Source organism: Bacillus sp. NP247, from assembly GCF_018966865.1.
Classification (GTDB): domain Bacteria; phylum Bacillota; class Bacilli; order Bacillales; family Bacillaceae_G; genus Bacillus_A.
The window spans coordinates 4,270,481-4,288,864 of the sequence record NZ_CP076653.1 but is presented as its reverse complement, the minus strand read 5'-3'; the positions used below and the strand labels follow the sequence as shown (position 1 = coordinate 4,288,864).

Annotated in this window: 19 protein-coding genes and 1 pseudogene; 2 read left to right on the top strand and 18 right to left on the bottom strand. The window is 34.6% G+C overall.

What is annotated here, in order from left to right:
• Positions 1-7: 7 nt before the first annotated feature.
• The 14 genes from fliI to KPL75_RS22310 all read right to left on the bottom strand — a co-directional run bounded on the left by fliI (position 8) and on the right by KPL75_RS22310 (position 11,585).
• The gene (fliI, locus tag KPL75_RS22375) at positions 8-1,312 is read right to left on the bottom strand and encodes a flagellar protein export ATPase FliI (protein ID WP_219917830.1); all 1,305 of its coding nucleotides are present in this window, start codon (positions 1,310-1,312) and stop codon (positions 8-10) included.
• Entirely contained in the window at positions 1,309-1,998 is a 690-nt protein-coding gene (locus KPL75_RS22370; RefSeq protein WP_002135390.1) for a FliH/SctL family protein, read from the bottom strand. The genes fliI and KPL75_RS22370 overlap by 4 nt, the downstream gene beginning before the upstream one ends.
• Positions 1,985-2,989 carry a flagellar motor switch protein FliG gene (gene fliG, locus KPL75_RS22365; RefSeq protein WP_000883357.1) on the bottom strand — a complete coding sequence of 335 codons (1,005 nt, stop codon included), beginning with the start codon at positions 2,987-2,989 and terminating at the stop codon, positions 1,985-1,987. The genes KPL75_RS22370 and fliG overlap by 14 nt, the downstream gene beginning before the upstream one ends.
• 13 nt (positions 2,990-3,002) lie before the next feature.
• Positions 3,003-4,577, bottom strand: a complete 1,575-nt coding sequence (locus tag KPL75_RS22360; RefSeq protein ID WP_219917829.1) for a flagellar M-ring protein FliF C-terminal domain-containing protein — start codon at positions 4,575-4,577, stop codon at positions 3,003-3,005.
• 22 nt (positions 4,578-4,599) lie between these two features.
• Positions 4,600-4,899 carry a flagellar hook-basal body complex protein FliE gene (gene fliE, locus KPL75_RS22355; protein ID WP_215574709.1) on the bottom strand — a complete coding sequence of 100 codons (300 nt, stop codon included), beginning with the start codon at positions 4,897-4,899 and terminating at the stop codon, positions 4,600-4,602.
• Between the two features lie 16 nt (positions 4,900-4,915).
• Positions 4,916-5,329 (bottom strand): flagellar basal body rod protein FlgC, encoded by a 414-nt coding sequence (flgC, locus tag KPL75_RS22350; protein WP_219917828.1) that lies wholly within the window; start codon positions 5,327-5,329, stop codon positions 4,916-4,918.
• A 20-nt stretch (positions 5,330-5,349) separates the two neighbouring features.
• Positions 5,350-5,757: a flagellar basal body rod protein FlgB gene (flgB, locus tag KPL75_RS22345; protein ID WP_001113113.1), complete on the bottom strand. Its 408-nt coding sequence runs from the start codon at positions 5,755-5,757 to the stop codon at positions 5,350-5,352.
• 362 nt (positions 5,758-6,119) lie between these two features.
• Positions 6,120-6,392 (bottom strand): flagellar biosynthesis protein FlgG, encoded by a 273-nt coding sequence (locus KPL75_RS22340; RefSeq protein ID WP_079519204.1) that lies wholly within the window; start codon positions 6,390-6,392, stop codon positions 6,120-6,122.
• The gene (fliS, locus tag KPL75_RS22335) at positions 6,382-6,750 is read right to left on the bottom strand and encodes a flagellar export chaperone FliS (protein ID WP_002135382.1); all 369 of its coding nucleotides are present in this window, start codon (positions 6,748-6,750) and stop codon (positions 6,382-6,384) included. The genes KPL75_RS22340 and fliS overlap by 11 nt, the downstream gene beginning before the upstream one ends.
• Before the next feature lie 22 nt (positions 6,751-6,772).
• On the bottom strand, positions 6,773-8,149 hold the full coding sequence (locus KPL75_RS22330; protein ID WP_012260664.1) for a flagellar hook-associated protein 2: 1,377 nt from the start codon (positions 8,147-8,149) through the stop codon (positions 6,773-6,775).
• Positions 8,150-8,168: 19 nt separating this feature from the next.
• Positions 8,169-9,032: a flagellar hook-associated protein 3 gene (locus tag KPL75_RS22325; RefSeq protein ID WP_215574706.1), complete on the bottom strand. Its 864-nt coding sequence runs from the start codon at positions 9,030-9,032 to the stop codon at positions 8,169-8,171.
• A 304-nt stretch (positions 9,033-9,336) separates the two neighbouring features.
• Positions 9,337-10,635, bottom strand: a complete 1,299-nt coding sequence (gene flgK, locus KPL75_RS22320; protein ID WP_219917826.1) for a flagellar hook-associated protein FlgK — start codon at positions 10,633-10,635, stop codon at positions 9,337-9,339.
• Positions 10,636-10,652: 17 nt separating this feature from the next.
• Complete coding sequence (locus KPL75_RS22315) at positions 10,653-11,105, bottom strand: hypothetical protein (RefSeq protein WP_219917824.1); 453 nt, start codon at positions 11,103-11,105, stop codon at positions 10,653-10,655.
• A gap of 15 nt (positions 11,106-11,120) precedes the next feature.
• The gene (locus tag KPL75_RS22310) at positions 11,121-11,585 is read right to left on the bottom strand and encodes a YaaR family protein (protein ID WP_219917821.1); all 465 of its coding nucleotides are present in this window, start codon (positions 11,583-11,585) and stop codon (positions 11,121-11,123) included.
• A 143-nt stretch (positions 11,586-11,728) separates the two neighbouring features.
• On the opposite strand from KPL75_RS22310, the gene KPL75_RS22305 reads away from it, so the two are divergent.
• Complete coding sequence (locus KPL75_RS22305; protein WP_215574703.1) at positions 11,729-12,226, top strand: flagellar motor switch protein FliG; 498 nt, start codon at positions 11,729-11,731, stop codon at positions 12,224-12,226.
• Positions 12,227-12,265: 39 nt separating this feature from the next.
• Positions 12,266-13,048 (top strand): CheR family methyltransferase, encoded by a 783-nt coding sequence (locus KPL75_RS22300; RefSeq protein WP_219917820.1) that lies wholly within the window; start codon positions 12,266-12,268, stop codon positions 13,046-13,048.
• A 100-nt stretch (positions 13,049-13,148) separates the two neighbouring features.
• Here the strand turns inward: KPL75_RS22300 and KPL75_RS22295 are convergent.
• From KPL75_RS22295 to KPL75_RS22280, 4 genes and pseudogenes are all read right to left on the bottom strand, one after another.
• Positions 13,149-14,493 (bottom strand): annotated as a pseudogene (locus KPL75_RS22295) (IS3 family transposase).
• Positions 14,494-14,562: 69 nt separating this feature from the next.
• Entirely contained in the window at positions 14,563-15,279 is a 717-nt protein-coding gene (locus tag KPL75_RS22290) for a hypothetical protein (RefSeq protein ID WP_219917818.1), read from the bottom strand.
• Between the two features lie 27 nt (positions 15,280-15,306).
• Positions 15,307-16,668, bottom strand: coding sequence for a transglycosylase (locus tag KPL75_RS22285; RefSeq protein ID WP_219917817.1), 1,362 nt, complete (start codon positions 16,666-16,668; stop codon positions 15,307-15,309).
• 29 nt (positions 16,669-16,697) lie between these two features.
• Positions 16,698-18,344 carry a flagellar motor switch protein gene (locus KPL75_RS22280; protein ID WP_219917815.1) on the bottom strand — a complete coding sequence of 549 codons (1,647 nt, stop codon included), beginning with the start codon at positions 18,342-18,344 and terminating at the stop codon, positions 16,698-16,700.
• Positions 18,345-18,384: the final 40 nt, after the last annotated feature.

Sequence of the window (18,384 nt, the reverse complement as noted above, 5' to 3'; positions counted from 1 at the left end):
CGAGGCCTTATACTATATGGTGTATCGCTTGAACGATATCATCAAATTGGAAACTATCCGATCGACCTTGCTTTAAAAACGTATTTATATCTTCTACTTTATTTTTACATTCAAAAATATAAGCATTTTCTTCATTTTCTTGAATCGTCCCTAATTTAAAGTACAATTCATTTTCTTTATAAATAGATAAGATTTTTCTCATTTCATTTGCAAGTTGCCAATGGTTAGACGACACAATTTCTTCCATAATCCTACTTACTGAATCTAACACTGAAATAGCAGGGTAATGACTAAGCGTAGCAAGCTCACGCTTTAATACAATATGTCCATCTAAAATACCACGTGCTAAATCTGGTACAGGACCGTTTAAATCGTCTCCATCAACGAGTACGGTATAAATACCTGTTATAGATCCTTTTTGTGTTTTACCAGATCGCTCTAACAACTTCTTCATATAACTTTCCATTAACAGTGTTTTACCACCAATCGGTAACTCTTTCACTGCAATATCAACACTTCTGCGCGCATCAGCAAAACGAGTGACAGAATCCATCATGAGTAGTACGTTGTTACCTTGATCACGGAAGTATTCAGCAATAGATGTTGCAAGCTTTGCCGCGCGAAGTTGCATAAGGTGGCTTTCATCTGACGTCGCCACAACAACAACGCTTTTCCTCATTCCTTCCTCGCCTAATTCTTTTCGAATAAAGTCTTTTACTTCTCGGCCACGTTCTCCTACTAAACTAATAACGTTAATATCCGCTTTTGCGTTTTTTGCAATCATTCCAAGTAAAGTAGATTTACCAACACCTGATCCAGCGAAAATACCAATCTTTTGACCGATACCAATTGTTAACATAGAATCAATTGATTTTATTCCCGTTTCAAATACATCAGTAATCTCTTCACGCTCAAATGCATGAATAGGAGGGGCATCTAATTTTATTTTCTGTAGTGGAATGTTTTCAGCATTCTCATTTAACACTTCACCATTCGCACTTAACACCTTTCCAAGTAAATGATCACCACGAGGTACAACAACATCTTCTGCAATTAATGTAACTGAATCCCCATAACATACTTTTTCTGTCTGTCCAAATGGCAGTAACATATTATTCTCTTTTTCAATCGCAATTACTTCACATAAAACATTATGTTCTCCAACGAAACAAACATCTCCAATTTTTGCTTTCGGTCCTTTCGCTACGAAAAACTGTTCTTGTACACTATGAACTTTACCAATTTTCGTATAAAACGGTGTTTCGATAAACGTATTCCACTTATACTGTTCATTTATGAGCTTGTTGTTCATACATTTTGCTCCTCAAACAACTTCTCTTCTTCCCATTTCTGACGAAGTTTCGCAAATATAGGTGCAAATTTAAATTCAAAAAACTCTTTCTCTTCCTCCAAAACAAATTCACCGAACTGCAGGGAGAAATCATATTTCCATTCTACTAATTGTAGTAACCAATACTCTTTCGTATTTTCCTTCTCTTCTTGAATACGTTCAAACGTTTCTGGATGTACTGTTATTATTAATTTTTCAAATGAAGTAGGCAACGTTTGAACGATGCCAGTTAAAATTGGTAACACATCAAGTAATCGTGAATCTACCGCTTGGTTTACGATTTTTTCTGCTAGATGAAAAGATTGATCCCACAATAACTCTGTCCATTCGTATGCTGTTTCTTGCTGTTCTTTTTGAAACTGCATACGTGCTGCTTCCATCTGTTCCATTTGTTCATGAATATGCATTTGAAATTGTTCTTTATCTTGTACTAGCTGCTGACGCTCTCGTTCTAGCATTTGCTGCCCTTGTCTTAACTGATTCATTTCCATATGTAATGATTCTTGCTGGGCGCGAAGCTCTGCATGATCAGCTTGTAATTCTTCCTCTTCTATTTGGACTGAAGCTAGTTTTGGAAATTGTAATTCATACGTTTCTTCAGAAAAAGAAACAGAATTCTTCGGAATTCTGTTTTTAAATAAGGACATCCCCTTCACCTCTTTGAACGATAATTCTTCCTTCTTTTTCTAGCTTTTTAACTGTACCTGTAATCGTTTGCTGCGCTTTTTCAGCATCCGTCATCTTAAGCGGTCCTAAGCCATCTAATTCTTCTAGAATCATCTCTTTACGGTTTGAAGACATACATGTAAATAATTTCTCTTTAATTTCTTCTTTTGCAATTTTAAGTGCTTTCGCAAGAACACCGTTATCTGTAATTTCTTCCAATACACGGCGAAGCGCAAGATCTTCAAGACCAAGTAAATCTTCAAAGACAAACATATTTTCTTTAATTTTTTCAGATAACTCATAATCGACTTCATCCAGCTTTTGAAAGACTGTTTTTTCAACACCTCGTGAAACATTATTTAAAATGTTCACGATCGTTTTCAAGCCATCAGTTTTATTAATTGCACTAAATGCCATATTATTTAATTTCGTTTTTAACAACTCACCAATTTGATTAATTAATTCACCATCAACTTGTTCTAGTTTTGCAATACCCATTACCGTCTCTACTCGTTTATGATCTGGCAATCTCTCAATTAATTGAGAAGCAAGTTGCGGTTTAATGTAAGAAGCAATTATCGCAATCGTCTGCGGTGATTCATCATTGAGCACTGTAAGAAGTGGTTCTAAATCTGTAAGTGAATTTAAGAACTCAAACGGATTATCTTTGTTATACCAAAGGTCTTCCAATAATTTTTCCAGCTCGTCTTCTGGCATGTTTTTAAATATGCGACGAATGTACTCTTTATCTGGAGTGACTAAGTTCAATTCTTTTACATTTAATTCATACAAGAACTCCCCTAGCACATTTTCTAACGTTTCTGGTTTATATACACGAAACTTCGCAATTTCACGAAGTAATACTTCTTTTTCCTCAGCTGTCATATATTCAATGACTTTTGCTGCCACCCCTTCGTCTAATGTACGAATGAGGATGGCAGCTTTTTCTTTGGAGGAGATTTCATCTAACATCGTTGTTCCTCCCTTACTGTCCGTTTAACCATTTTTTAATTACTTTTGCAGTACCTTCTACATGTTCTTTCGTAGCTTCCTGCACTTGATCATCTAGCGTTGGTTCTTTCGGTTCTTCTGGTTCCGGTGTTGGCTCTGGCACTATTTTTTCTTCAGGAATTTCCAGGATACTTTCATTGCTTGCAGCAATTTCCTCTTCTGCTAAGTATTCTTCATATTCCTCTTCTTCTCTCTTTTTCTTACGTCTTGCTAAGAAGAACCATATTAAGCCAATTAATGCTAACAAGCCAGCTGTAATTCCACCGAATAACCACCAGTTCATACCACTTTCTTCTGGCTCTTTCTCTTTTTCAACTTTCGGCTGGTCGAACTGAACAGTTACAACGTTAACTTGACCGTTTGTAAAGTTTCCATTCGGATCAGCTTGAAGCCCAGCTGCTGTGCCAATCGCTTCTTTGAATGTAGTCATATCAATTCTTCGTTTTACTAACGTATCATTATCTACCCATACAACAACATTTGTTTTCGTTAATTCTGGATGTTTCTTAATTGTTTCAACTGTTTTATCTATTTCATAGTTTTCAATTTTGTTACCATTTTTATTATCGTAGACAACTTTACCGTTTTGATTATTGTTCGTACCGTAGTTCGGCACTTCACCGTTTGCTGTAATACCAGCACCTTGCTTCGTATCTGCTCCTTCTTGCGCAGTAGAGCTTTCTTCTTGCTCTTGTTTACTACGAAGTACACCTTTATCACCATATTTTTCTGACTGACGTGTAACTTCATCGTAGTTTACAGACACTTTCGTATTCACTTTATATTCATTTGACTTAAACATCGTCATTAACGTTGCGTCAATATCTTGTTTTAATTTACCTTCAATTTGATGCTGCATCTCTACTTCTTTTTCATAAGAAGAGGAACCGTTAGAATGCGCTTCATCTGCTCCTTTTGAGATGATACCTTTTTTACTATCAATAACACTTACTTCTTCTGCTTTCACGCCAGGAACTGCCGCACTAATCATTTGCTGTATACCAGCAACTTGATCAGCTGTTAATAATTGTCCACGCTTCACACCAACAGTAATCGCCGCTGTTCCTTTTGCTTTTTCTTCATCAAAAATTGTTTCTTTTTCAGGTAATGTAATTTGAACATTTGCCGTTTCAACCGTCGCAAAATTTCGTACAATATCTTGCTCCAATTGTTTTTTCGTACCGACAATTTGCTTCATTTTTTTATCTTGCTCACTTGACCCGAGTGAGCTTTCTAATAAAATTTCCTCGCCGCTCTTAGAGTTAAACGGTAAGCCCATTCCATTCATTTCTTTTCGAACCCATGGAGCATCATTCTTTTGCACACGAATTGAACCATCGGCCGCTAATTGGTAATCGACACCTAACTTCGATAATTCTGCTGTAATCTCTTGCTTATCTGCATCATTTAAATTTTGATATACAACAACATATTTATCTGGCAAGGTGAAGTATAAAAGTGCTCCTGTTACAACCGCTAAAAGTGCAGCACCGATTACTAACTTATGCCACGTTTTTAACGATTGGATAACATTTTTTATCTTTTCCATTTAAACACACCCGTCCACTTTCCTAAATTTGCATATTAATTAGTGACTTATAATTTTCAATAAGATTATCACGTACGAGAGCAGCCGTTTTCATTTGAGATTCAGCTTTTTTTTGCTGAATTAAAACGTCATGTGTTTCTCCTACCCCTTTTGTTAATAAATCATATACTGCTGTTTGCGCATTATTTTGCGTTTGATTCATATCTTCCAATAAATCAATAAACTTTTTTCCCTCAACCACAGAATTTTCCGAAGTTTTCGGTGCACCAATTGACTGAATTGCTCCAAATGGCTGTGTATTTAACATTGGTTGAATTTTCATATCCCTATCTTCCCCCTTATCCTCGTCCAATTTCTAAATCTTTATCGAGCATTTTTTTGTTCGCATTTAATACACTTGTATTTGCTTCATACATTTTTTGAGCAACCATAACATTCGTCATTTCAGCAGTTACATCAATATTTGGATAACGTACATATCCTTCTTCATTTGCGTGCGGATGCGTCGGATCATACACTAAGTTTTCCGTTTTGTCTGCTTCAATACTTTTTATTTTCACTCCGTTAGTAGGAGCCCCGTCTAACATACTTGCAAAACTATTATTTGATTCTAACACCACACTTCGGCGGTGATACGGCTCTGCACCCGGTGCTCCCGTCGTATTTGCATTTACGATATTGTTAGAAGTAACTTCCATCCACTTTCTCGCTGTCGTTAGGCCTGAGCCACTTGCATTGATTGCCTGAAACATCGTTGTCTCTCCTTCTACCTTTAACGTCCACGTGCTGCTTGGTTAATTGCGTATTGTGTATTAATTGCATTAATTGAAATACCGTATAACTGATTTGCTTTCATTAAATCTAGCATTTCTGTCGTTACATCCACACTATTTCCATCTTGATTCGTTTGCATTGATTTCGTTTGAATCTTTGCATATGTATTTTTCATATTTACTGTCGGTAAGTGCATTTCATTCGTTTGATATAAATCTGGATTACTCTTTAAATCAGCCGCATTGTTCTTATATAACGCACTACTCTTACTCATCTGCTCAGCAAATGTTACATCTTGTGCTTTATAGCCAGGCGTATTCGCATTTGCAATATTACTAGAAACAGTATTTCGTTTCGTCACTAAATAATTCATATAATGGCTTACATCACTCACTAAATCTGGCATATTCCACACCCTTCCTTTTCTACCTTAATGATCCACTGATGGAAGTTTCACTTCATTATTTATTTTCTTATATGTGTTTATTAAAATATTAACTATCATGTACCCTTACATATTTTATTCCATTTTTCCATTGTTGTCTTTAGAAAAATACAAAAATATAAAAAAGAATACAAAAAAATGTATACACGTAGTAATCCATGAAATATTTCGATATATGAAATACAAATCAAAGTCAATTTTTATATTTTTTAGATTACTTTCTCATTACAGGCATAAAGTGAAACCTCAATCAGCGGAACTCTTTATTTAAACAAGGAATGGATTCCCTTTTAAAAAGGGGAATCCGTTTCCATACTTTATCATTAATATTTACCATAAAATGAATTAGCTTTCATTCGCCCATCATTTTCCATAATCATTTCTTCCAAAATCTTTTGCTTATCTCGAATATGCTGCGCTGCCTTAATAATCCACGGGGTAACTTCCGTTGCAACTTGCGTGCGCGTTTCTTCATCCAATGTCATCATCCAACGATTTAACATCTCACTTTTCTCAGCAAATTCTTCATCTGAAACCTGCAATTCACCGATTCCATTAAAACAACTGACAAACGTTCGATAAATATCATTGTTCATTTTCGAGCGCTCCACGGTAACCGTCTATTAAATCTTGTAACACTTGTACAATCGCATCAATGTCTTTTGCTTCACGCGTTACTTTCATCGTTTGAATTTGAATGCTAACCCAATCGTATAAACCGAATAGGCTGTCATATAAATCTTTCGAAATATCAGGATTTAATTGAAGCTTCAACTCTTCAAATATACGTTCTAACTTTTCAAGAAGGTCGTCTCCTTCTTGAAGTTTAAATGTATTTAAAAGTTCTTCTAATTTACGAAACTCCACGATACATCTTTCATAAATAAATATTGTATTTTTAATCGGATTACTCGTCATAATATCGTTTTGCATATAACGTTGCCATGCTTGCATATAATCACTTCCTCAGCTTTCATTAATCATCACTTTTTGTTTTTGTCATTGCTTTGATTGTCTGCAGCTGACTATCAAGCAATGCTAGCTGGCTTTCCAACTTTGCATATTTATCAATAATTGATTCTTGTTTTTTCTTATTAATTGTATCAATATCTTGAATTTTTCTCTCTAAATCAGTTACTTGCTTTTCAATACTTTTAGAGCGTTTTCCAATAATCCCTTCATCTCCAAAGATTCCCTCGAGCTTTTTATCTATATCATGACCAATGCCATTAAAACCAAAGAAAAATTGTTTTGTAGATTCTGGATTCTCTTTAAAAGCTATTTTCAATTTCTCTTCATCAAGAGTCATATTTCCTGTTTTATCAATTTGAATCCCAAAAGAAAATAAATACTTATCATCTTGGGAAAATCTAAAAATGCTTGTCATTGCATTACTGATAGCAAATGAAACATTATTCCCTTGCATTACTCCATTTTCACCAGAAAACAAATCTAAACTTTTAACAGCGTTATTATACTCATCTTTCATTTTTTTGATTAAATCTATCGAATTTTTTATATCTGAATCTTCGATAGTTAATTTAATTGGCTCTGTAGTTACCTTTTCTAAGTTAATAGTTAATCCTGGAATTGTATCAATCTTATTTGTTTTACTAGTTCCTTTAATTCCATTTATTGTATATTCTGCATTTACTGCTCCTGTCACTTGATGTGCAATGGCATTCGTTCCATCCGTATTTTTCGCAGAAGTAACCAGCCCTATATTTTGTAAAAAGCCATTGGCACCATCCGTTAATTTCAGCTCTCCCTCTTTTCCTGCAATAGTAGATGTGAAAAATAGTTGATCCCCTAATGTGTATACGGATACACCATAATTTCCATTATTAATTTTATTGACAAGATCTTTATACGTCATATCTTCCGAAATTTTAACTTCTTTTCCATTTATCTGAAATACATCATCTACTCCAAGCTTTAAATCTAAACTGAATTTTTGCTCCGTACCTTCAGGAGTTTTTGGGGGAGTAAGTGGAGCTGTAGTTATTTGATGCCTTTCTGCTACTCGCTCTACTGTAATTGTGTATGTTCCAGGAATTGCAGCAGCATCCGCCTGTGCTGTCATAAAACCATCTTTGGATAGAGTTGTTTTCTTTTCATCACCTTTAAATGTGTTTAAATCTTTGAATACTTGCACAAAATTTGCAAACTCTTTTTTCATGCTCGCATACACTTTGTTTTCATTTGTTAACGTTTGTTTTTGTGTAGTATATGGTGATTTTTTCATTTCCAATGCTTGTAACTCTAAATCTACTAACTTCTTTGTATCTATCATATTATTTCCTAAATTCCATATTTGCTGTCTGTCACCATAATTAGATATTGTCCCTGCCATATTTTTCACTCCTTATCATTTACATGTAATCTAAAATACTCGTTTTACTCATCGTACTAACAGCTTTTAATGTTGCTTCGTACGTTGCGTTTATATAAGCTAAATCAGAAATTGCGACCGCTAAATCAACATCCTCAATTTCTTTACGATTTTCTTGAAGTGCTACATTTTGCTCGCTTAAAATTGTTTTAAACGTCTCCATTGTGTTCATTGTCGAACCAACTTCAGTTGTACGATTAATGATGCCATCTAAGTTTTGCTTATTTCCTTCTAATAACGGTTTTAACGCTTTTGGGTCACCGTTTTGCATCGCTTCACTCATCTGTTTTAACGTTTTTATAACTGGGGATAATAATGCTTCTCCGTTACGGAACGCTTTGAATTCATAACCGTCATTTAGTTGCCAGTTCACATCATTTTTTCCACCTTGGTATGTACCATCTTCTGTAAACGGTGGCTTCTCTGCACTATCACCACCGAAAATATAACGGCCTTGCTCTTTCGTATTCGCTAAATATACAACTTGTTTTAAAATTTGATCAATTTCTACACCAATAGCCTTCAATTCTTTTTCACTATTTGTTCCATTTAATGCTTGTACTGTTAATTGATCTGCTCTTGTTAAAGATTTCAAAACACCTTGTAAAGTATTTTCAGTTTGTGTTAACACATTTTTCGAATCCGCTATATCTTTTTGCATTTGTTCCATATTTGCCAATGAATGTTGAATCGCAAATGATTTACTTGCTGCAAGTGGGTCTTCACTCATAAGAAGGTTTTTCTTCCCTGAAGTTACTTGATTTCGGTGGTATTGCTGTTGCACATTTAAATCCATCATCTGATTCTTTGCCCAGTTTGCATTTTGAAACGTAGATACTCTCATCTCCATCTTCTCCTTTATCTATATTTGAATTGGCGTGAAGAAGAAACCGCAACTATATACGGCTCTCCACTTCCACCCTACGACGGATACTCTTTTCCCTCATAAAAGGGAGCTTTGTCATTTTTATTTAACACGAGAGCGATACATTTACTAAACATGGCTTTCCTCTTAGCTAACTTACCCTTCAACCATCTCATATCTCTGGTCTCACATCGATTGGGCCACTAATAGGCACTGACCGCCTCTATCCTTCGCAGGCCCTCTCTCCAACCATAAAAGAAAGAGGGGGCGCTTTTATTCCTCATTATCTAATAATCGAAAACAAACTATCAAACATCTCATTCATCGCTGTAATAGCTTTAGAATTCGCCACGAAGTATTTCTGAAAGGCCATTAAATTAACCATTTCCTCTTCCATATTGACGCCTTCAATACTCATTTTTTCTTGCTGAATACCTTCTAATAAATCTTTATGGATATTTTGATACGCATTCACTGCACTTTTATCAGAAGCTACCCCAACGATAAATTGATCTAATGCTTGTTTATAAGAAAGGCCCTCTTTATACTTTTCATCTGTAATCCCTGCCAGTTCATTTGCCGTTTCAGCAGAAATTTTCATTTTCGAAATATCTTTTGCGAATTCAGGGTTTAACTTAATATCTTTCGCTTGATCTACAACGAAGAACTCTTTTCCCATCACTGTATTCACTTGATTTTTTACAGAACTCATTAATTCTTCAAGGTTTTTCTTATAACTAGCAACCTTGGCTTTCGTATCTATCGCTGATAAAATAGCTCCGCTAGTTAAAGGAATAACCGAGCCATAAATCCCGACAGACATTGGTTCTTTTTCTTTATTTAATTGAAGTGGATATGTATCTTGTCCATTTACTGTTAAAACACCATTCATTCTAACACTTGCAATATTTGGATTCATTGATTCATAAGATACTTCTATATCAGCGTACTTAGACATCTCTGTAGTAATGCGATCACGTTCGTCTAAAAGCTGATTTGGCACTTGTGTACCAGCTTGTCCGATTTTTTTATTCGCCTCTGCTAAACTAGCTGCGAGACGATTAAATTCATTTACATGCGCTTCAATATCTTCTTTCGTTTGTGCTTCCACTGTATCCAAGTTTTTCGCAAGACGATTTATCTGGCTTGTGAACTTTCCAGTTTCAGAAATTAATGTATCGTAGTAATTTGGCTGTTCTGGATTTTTCGCTACTTCCCGAAACGCATTAAAGAATCCATCCATTAAACTAGCTAATGAATTCTTTCCTGTCGTCCCAACCATAGACTCTACACGCGATAAAGTAGAATTCATATAATTATAGTACGAGAGTTGAGATACTTGATCGTTAAATTGTTTCGTTTTCACTTCATCTGTAATACGGTCAACGCCTAATGTTTGCACACCGTAACCAATTCTCTGTTCAGGTGAACTCCCATTACTTGCCCCAGCAGATCCGTAATTCACCATTTGACGCACATAACCTGGTGTATGAATGTTAGATAAGTTTTGTTTTGTCGTTTGTAACCCCATTTGAGCTGCTAATAAACCAGATAACGGCGTATTATAATCAGATAATCTCATAAAGCTTCACTTCTCCTTTACAATAGTACGTTCATAAAGATTTGCGAATTATTGTTTCTCTCCAAATTATATTCAGAAACGGAATCCACAATACTTTCTGTAGTTTTTAATAGTACGTTTAAGTAATATTGATTTTTTAAAAGAATCATTTTTACACTCTCTTCTAATTCAACTAAGTTTTTTTGTATTTTTTCCATTTTTTCAATTTCTTCATGAGAAAAATACGAAAATAATGTACTCACGCGAGATGGTTCAACGCTCTTTTCTTTACAAAACTGAATAACCATTTCTTCAAATGAGCTCGATAATCCTTTTAAACCATCAATGTACTGCAATTGCTCTACTTGCAACTTTTGAACTGCATTTACATTTTTATGTTTTAAATTCTCATATATTTGTTCTCCAAGCGTTTGAATGTTTTCAAATGCTTTTTGAATAATAACGAGCTTCTCATATAATTGTATGTACATATAGCTTCCTTCCTTTTACAAGACTAAATTTACAATTAAACCGTGGATTTCTCCAATTTGATTTAACATTTCTAAATGTCCAGTTTTTGTATTAATTAAGTTCATCACATCTTCTAATTCATTTAATCCCATTTCTGCTTGTTTCACAATCGTCATTTTCTGTGAATATCCGTAACGCGGATGACGAGACATAACGTCTTTATATTGCAATACATTATCTACGTAAAAATTCAAAAATGATTTCACTGTATTTTTGTATTCCATGACATTATCAAGCGTTAATTCCATTTCAATTTTCTCTTTTATTTCTCCAATATTATCAACAAGTGCTTCCATTTGTTCTAGCAATTTATCTTTTTTCGGATCTGCATGCAAATTATCCGAAAATGCAAGTCCTGTCCTGACATTTGCTTCTTTCGGCATTTGAGTAGCAGGCGGTATATGCGATAAAATTGGATTATGCGAGATAGAACGTAGCATATATATCACCTATTTATTTTTTTATTTCTTCCTAAACTTAATCGTAAAATCCAGTTATTTATAATTATACTCTGAACAGTAATATTTTGCAGTTATTTTTTATAAAAGATATGTTACAATTTAGCATGAGGTGGCACAATTCTATGAATATTTTTCTTTGTGGTTCAAATCAATTAACAGCATTAGATCAAGATGAAATTAAAAAATTTTTAACTGACTATGCTCACAAACATAAAATTTACATATTATGTTATAAATCTATCGAAAATGAAGTTCTTCGTTTTTTCATCGAAAACGAAAGACTCGCTCAAAATTTATGCCTTTACACGCTACAACCGTTACAAGCATTAACAGATGAATTTCAAGAAGTCGTTCATTACTTAAAAAAACACGGAGCCGAGTATGTTGCTTTTGATCACCCTTCCGACTCCATTTATCGATCAGATTTTATGTTTTTTGTAAAACAAATTATTGAAGATACCGATTTAGTTCTCTGTTTTTATAACGGGGACAAACATACATCTGTCATTCCCGTTGACGTTGCAAAAGAAGCAGGAATTGATGCTGTTATTTATGATTTACCAGGCTTACATGAAAAGCAGATGAAAAAAAGCTTTGAACAAAAAATTCGTATGATGTAAAGGGGGAGGCACAATATCGTTATTGTGCCTATTATAAATATGATAATTGAACAAGATTATGATCATTTTATCGCGAGTTTTAAACAACAATTCAATATGGATATCGCTTCGTATAAACAAGATAGAATGCGCCGTAGAATCGATGCTTTCATTTCAAGAAAAGGATTTGACAACTACGCAAATTTCTTAAATCATTTACGTGCCGATCAAAATTTATTTTTAAGTTTTATAGACTATATTACAATTAACGTTTCAGAGTTTTTCAGAAATAAAGAACGCTGGCAAACGTTAGAGACGAAAGCACTACCAAAATTACTTGAACAAAATAATGGGAAATTAAAAGTATGGAGTGCTGCTTGCGCTGCCGGTGAAGAACCATATACACTCTCTTTAATTTTATCGAAACATCTATCTCCATTTCGCTATGAAATTAAAGCAACAGATCTTGATTCTCATATTTTAGAAACTGCAAAACGTGGTCGTTATGCAGAACGTTCTTTAAAAGAATTACCTATCGATTTGAAAGAGCGTCATTTCACAAAAGATAATGATACATATTCATTGCATCAAAACATTAAGCAAAACGTTACGTTCAAACAACATGACCTCTTAATGCAGTCATTTGATACAAATTACGATTTAATTATATGTCGCAATGTTATGATTTACTTTACAGAAGAAGCACGAGTAAAACTTTATGAAAAGTTTAGTCGTTCCTTACGAAAAGGTGGCGTATTATTTGTTGGTAGTACTGAACAAATTTTAACACCCGAACGTTACAATCTTCAGCGATTCGATACATTCTTCTATGAAAAAATATAAAGTGAAACTTTAATCAGCCCATACCAATCGGGCTTTTACGGGATAAAAAAGGTCGTCACAATGAATGAAGTGATCCCTGAAAGTTAGACAGGTCGTTTCATTAGGCAGCCTCTAGGGTATGAGCCCGGTATTGTATCGGGCTCATACCCTAGAGGCTGCCTTAATTCTTTTATGATTATAGTATTCTATATACTTTGCTAATTCTTGTTTGAAATGTGTTATACTTTCAAATTCTTTTCGATACAGAAATTCTGATTTCATGATACCAAAGAAATTTTCAATAACGGCATTGTCATAACAGTTTCCTTTGCGAGACATACTTTGAGTAATGCCACAATTCTTAAGTGAATGACGGTATTGTTTCATTTGATAGTGCCAACCTTGATCAGAATGAATGAGGAGTTTATCCTGATCTGTTATACGTTCAAAAGCTTGATCTAACATCGTTGAAACAAGGGAATAGGTCGGTCTTGAACCAATTGTATAGGTAATAATTTCACTATTAAACAAATCCAACATTGGTGATAAGTATAACTTCTCCCCAAATAACTTAAACTCCGTAATATCTGTAACCCACTTTTCATTTGGTTTTACAGCTTGGAAGTTGCGATTTAAAATATTTGGCGCAATTTTCCCAACTGTCCCTTTGTAAGAGCGATATTTTTTCATACGAACAAGACATTTTAACCCTAATTCTTTCATAAGGCGATACACTTTTTTATGATTTACTTTGTGTCCACGATTCATAAGTTCATCACGAATACGACGATACCCATAACACCCATCGTGTTCATTATAAATAGCTTGAATCAGTTCTTTTACCTCCGCATTTGGATCAGGACGATTGAACTGTTTCATCCAGTAATAGTACGTACTACGTGGAATGTTTGCGAGTTGAAGTAACTCCTTGACAGGAAATTCATGCCTTAACTCATAGATTACTTGCGCTTTGTCTTGTTTGGTGATTTTTCCTTGTTTTGAACTAAGGCATTCAACTTTTTTAAATATGCATTTTCCATCCGTAAACGCTCATTTTCGGCTTGTAGTGCTTCTATTGAACCTTCTACTACTGGTTTTATTTTTTTATCTTTCATGGTTGGACGCCCCTTTTTCTTTGATTGTAGGGCATCCAATCCTCCTGTTTCATAGGCTATTTTCCATTTCCGAAGTGTTTCATAAGACGGAGTATTGAAAAGCGCCGCTGTTTCTCTGATAGATGTCCCGTGTTCATTCATATAATAAAGTACATCTAGTTTATACTGAGCTGGGTATAATGTATAGCACTTGTCAAAGGCCCTTTCACCTGAAGATTCATATCGTCTAATCCACTCACGAATTAAAACAGGAGTAACTCCTATAGATTTAGCAATTGTTTTTCCACTCTCTGAACCATCTAAATATCGTTTCACCGCTTGGATTTTTTCTTTTGAAGAAAATTTAGCCATAAAAAATGCACCTCCAATTGTTAGACCATGTCTAACAATTGGGGTGCACTTCATGAAGTGACGACCTTTTTATATAACTCGAATTAAAATGATACCAACAATCCATATAAAGAGAAAAAGAAACGTCATAGACCATTTATGTTCTTGCATTGTATGTTTCAACGTCTGGGACAATTGTGTCATATTCATTTCTGCGAGCGCTCTCCATACACTGACATCCCGATCTTTTGCCGTGCGGTCTGTAACGCTAATTAACATGGTTTCGTTAGACAATTTCGTTATATAAGCAGTAATAACCGTTACCATTAAATTTATATTTCCTTCTGAAGAATCACTCTCCACTCTAGAGATAAGTGCACTTACATCTAGTAACGGAATATGTACCTTTCTACCAAATGATAGTTGTACTTCAGCGAAATCATACGTTCCATCTAATAAAGGAAGATCTTTTATATGTGCCTGCTTAACAAGTCCTTGTAAGCTTCTAATTACTTGTTCAAATATTTTTTCTGTTTGCTTACCTTCTCCAGATAACGTATGTAACTTTTTAAAGAGTTGTAACACTGTATCCATCTCTTTAGAAAGTATTTCCTTCATAATCTTTCCATCGCCTAAACTTGCAAGTAAAATGCCTATTTCATTATTTTTCGAAATAATTTTAGACTGCCCACTAAACACTAAATTACTATGCTTTCGTTCTTTCTGAATTTCATGTTCTGAAATAGCTGCAGGCTGTTTTAATGGTTGTAGCGTCTTATTTTCAATTGTCGTACGTTTAATTTCCATCTAAGCGCCTCCACTACTATCAAATTATTAGCCCCACTCTTTATTACTCTTTAAAACTAAAAATAGTACAAATAATCCTGACATAATAGCAAACACATTAGAGGCTTGTACTCCCTGTTCACTTTTTTCTTCTTTTTTCTCTTGTTCTTCTATTTTCTCGTTCTTTTTAGAAACGACTTGATTTTCATTTTTGCTTTTTTTCTCTTTATGAGCCTTCACATTATTTACTTCCTTATTGTCTGTCGCTGGCTCTTTTATAACGTAGTTGATTTCCTCTTTCTCTTTCAACGGCTCTTTTATAAAATAGTTTACTTTCTCGTCTTGCTTTGGAATTTGAATAACTGGAAGTTTTTCTTCCAGAAGCGGAGTCTCTATTTTCGAATCTTCCTGCTTCTCAGTTTCCTTTTTATCTTCTAGTTTATTTTGATTCTCATGTTCTTCTATCTTTTCATCATCTTTCACTTTTTGTTCGATAATAGAAATGGTATATTCACTCTCTGTCACAAGTTTGTTACCTGCCCCATCTGTTACTTCCACAATAAGTTGATGTGGCCCAACAGGTAAAGCTTCTGTTATTTCAAATATTTTCTGCCAATCCATGTCGTATTTATTATAGTCTAATAAAAAAGTAATATCGTTACCTTCTTCTTTTCCTTTTAATATAACGCGCACTTCTTTAACAACCGATTCTATATCTACTGTTTGTACTCGTATATGAACGGATTCTCCCTTTTTCCGTTCAATCAAGTTCCCTTTTGCCTCATCAATAGTAACCTTCTCTAACTTCGGCAATTCTTTATCTATAGTTGGTGCTTCATTGTTTATACGAATGAGCGGGACATTTAATTCGTTCTTTATTACTTCTTCCTTCTCATCTTCTTTATAGCTTTCAACGAGCCTAAGGTTCCAATCACCTTGTAAATCATATATTCCGGCCTTATAATTAGCGATCCATCGCTTCGTTTCTTCTTCATACTCAAAAGATATTATTCTCTCTTGTCTGTACTGCTCACCATTTTTTTGTAATTGTAATATGCCTTTTACACTTTGAATGTTTTTCTCATTTGGTTCTACAGCAATCCACACTTCTTCGCCAACCTTTAGCTCCTGCTTACTAACCGTAATAACCCCTCGGTCTGTTTCTATCGTTCTTTCTTCTTTTTGTTCTTTCCTTTGCTCATTTTCTACTGCTTTTTTTTCATCTTCAACCGAGGGCATTCCCACTTGTTCCGGCTTTTCCTGAACTTCTTTATTTTTCCCCTCTTGGTCATTCACTTCGCTTATATTTTGATCTTGCACACTTTTTTCTTCTGCCTGCCCTTCCAACGGGAAAAATATACATATATGTAAGAATAGCCAACTAACTAGAAAAAACTTTACGTTTTTCATCTATTTGTTCAAACTCCTATTTTGACGCCTTATAGCGATTTCGTCACTTTTACTCCGAAAAATCCATCTACATTTACAAGTTCTCCATACGCCACTAATACATCGTTCACATAAATTTGAATCGGTTCATCAATATCTTCATCAAGTACGACCGCTTCATTTTCTTGTAGACTTAAAATATCTTGAATTGTTCTCACTGTACTTCCAAATACAAATTTAACATTCATTTCTACATTTTGTAGAATAGATGCATCCATATATACTGGCTCAACTTGCTTGACTTCTTTATATTCAATTGGCTGTACGACTGGTGCAGGAATTTCTTCCTCTTCAACAACTTCCTCAACTATTTCTTCTTGCTCTTCCACCATCGGATATAGAAGTCGTCTAACCATCTCTTTCGCTTCTGATATCGGTAGTATTTGATACATCTTTGATTGAAGGAGATCACCAATTTCAAGATTAAAAGTAATTTGAACGAGTTCGTCAACTGCCATCGATTCTCCCAAATATTCCATTTCTTCTTTTAAAGAAACAAATTTAACGTCTGGTGGTGTCATATCCATTTTTTCTTTAAACATTTCTGACATTGCTGTTGCAGCATGCCCCATCATTTGGTTCATAATTTCTTTAATGCCACTTAACTCTAATTCACTTAGCTCTTTCTCCGGATCAATTTCACCCGTTCCCATCATCATTAAATCTACCATTGTTAAAGCAACATCTTTCGTAAATACGAATACATTCTCATTCTTTAGTCCTTCAACAAAATCGACATTTAAAATAACAAACGGAACCGGTACTCCTTCATAATGACGAACATTAATCGCCTCTACATTTGGTGTACTAATAGTGACAGGCTGATTTAAAAGCGTCGATAGTACTGTTGAAGCCGAACCAATTGAAATATTCGCAATTTCACCAAGTACATCTTTCTCTTCTTGTGTTAACTGTTCCTTTTCCACATGCTCTTCTACAATCTCAGTTTCCTGCACTTCCGCCTGCTCATCTATTCCTTCTTCCACACCACCAGATAATTGTAACAATTTATTTATCATTCGCTTCGCATGTTCAACTGAAACAACCTGTACAAGCTGAGAATTCACAAGATTATCTATTTTTAATTCAAACGATACTTTAACAACCATATTATTCCCATTAATACCAGAAATCTTCTCCATCTCTTCTGTAAGTTGCACAACTTTAATTGTTGGCGGAGACATGTCTACCGTATCTTGGAAGAATTCTGACATAGATGTTGCTGCGAATCCCATCATTTGATTCATAGCTTCTTGTACTGCACTTAACTCTAATTCACCAAGCTCTTTTCCCTCTTCAACTTCACCTGTTCCCATCATCATTAAATCAGCAATAGATAAAGCAACATCTTGCTTTAAAACAAGAAGATTTTCCATATCTAATCCTTTTGTGAAATGGATATTTAATACAACATGTGGAATTTCAACATCACTTGTATCATATAAATCTACCAATTCTACTTGAGGAGCAGTAATACTTACTTGCCTATTTAAAATTGTTGATAATACAGTCGAAGCTGAACCAAATGATATATTAGCAATCTCACCAAGAATATCGCATTCTTGAGGCGTTAAATGTTCATTTTCTTTTTCTAGCACAATTGTGCCAGTATCCCCTTTTGTGTGTTGCTCAGGCATTTTTCCTGCCTCCTCATTTTTGTTTTTCTATCAAATGATT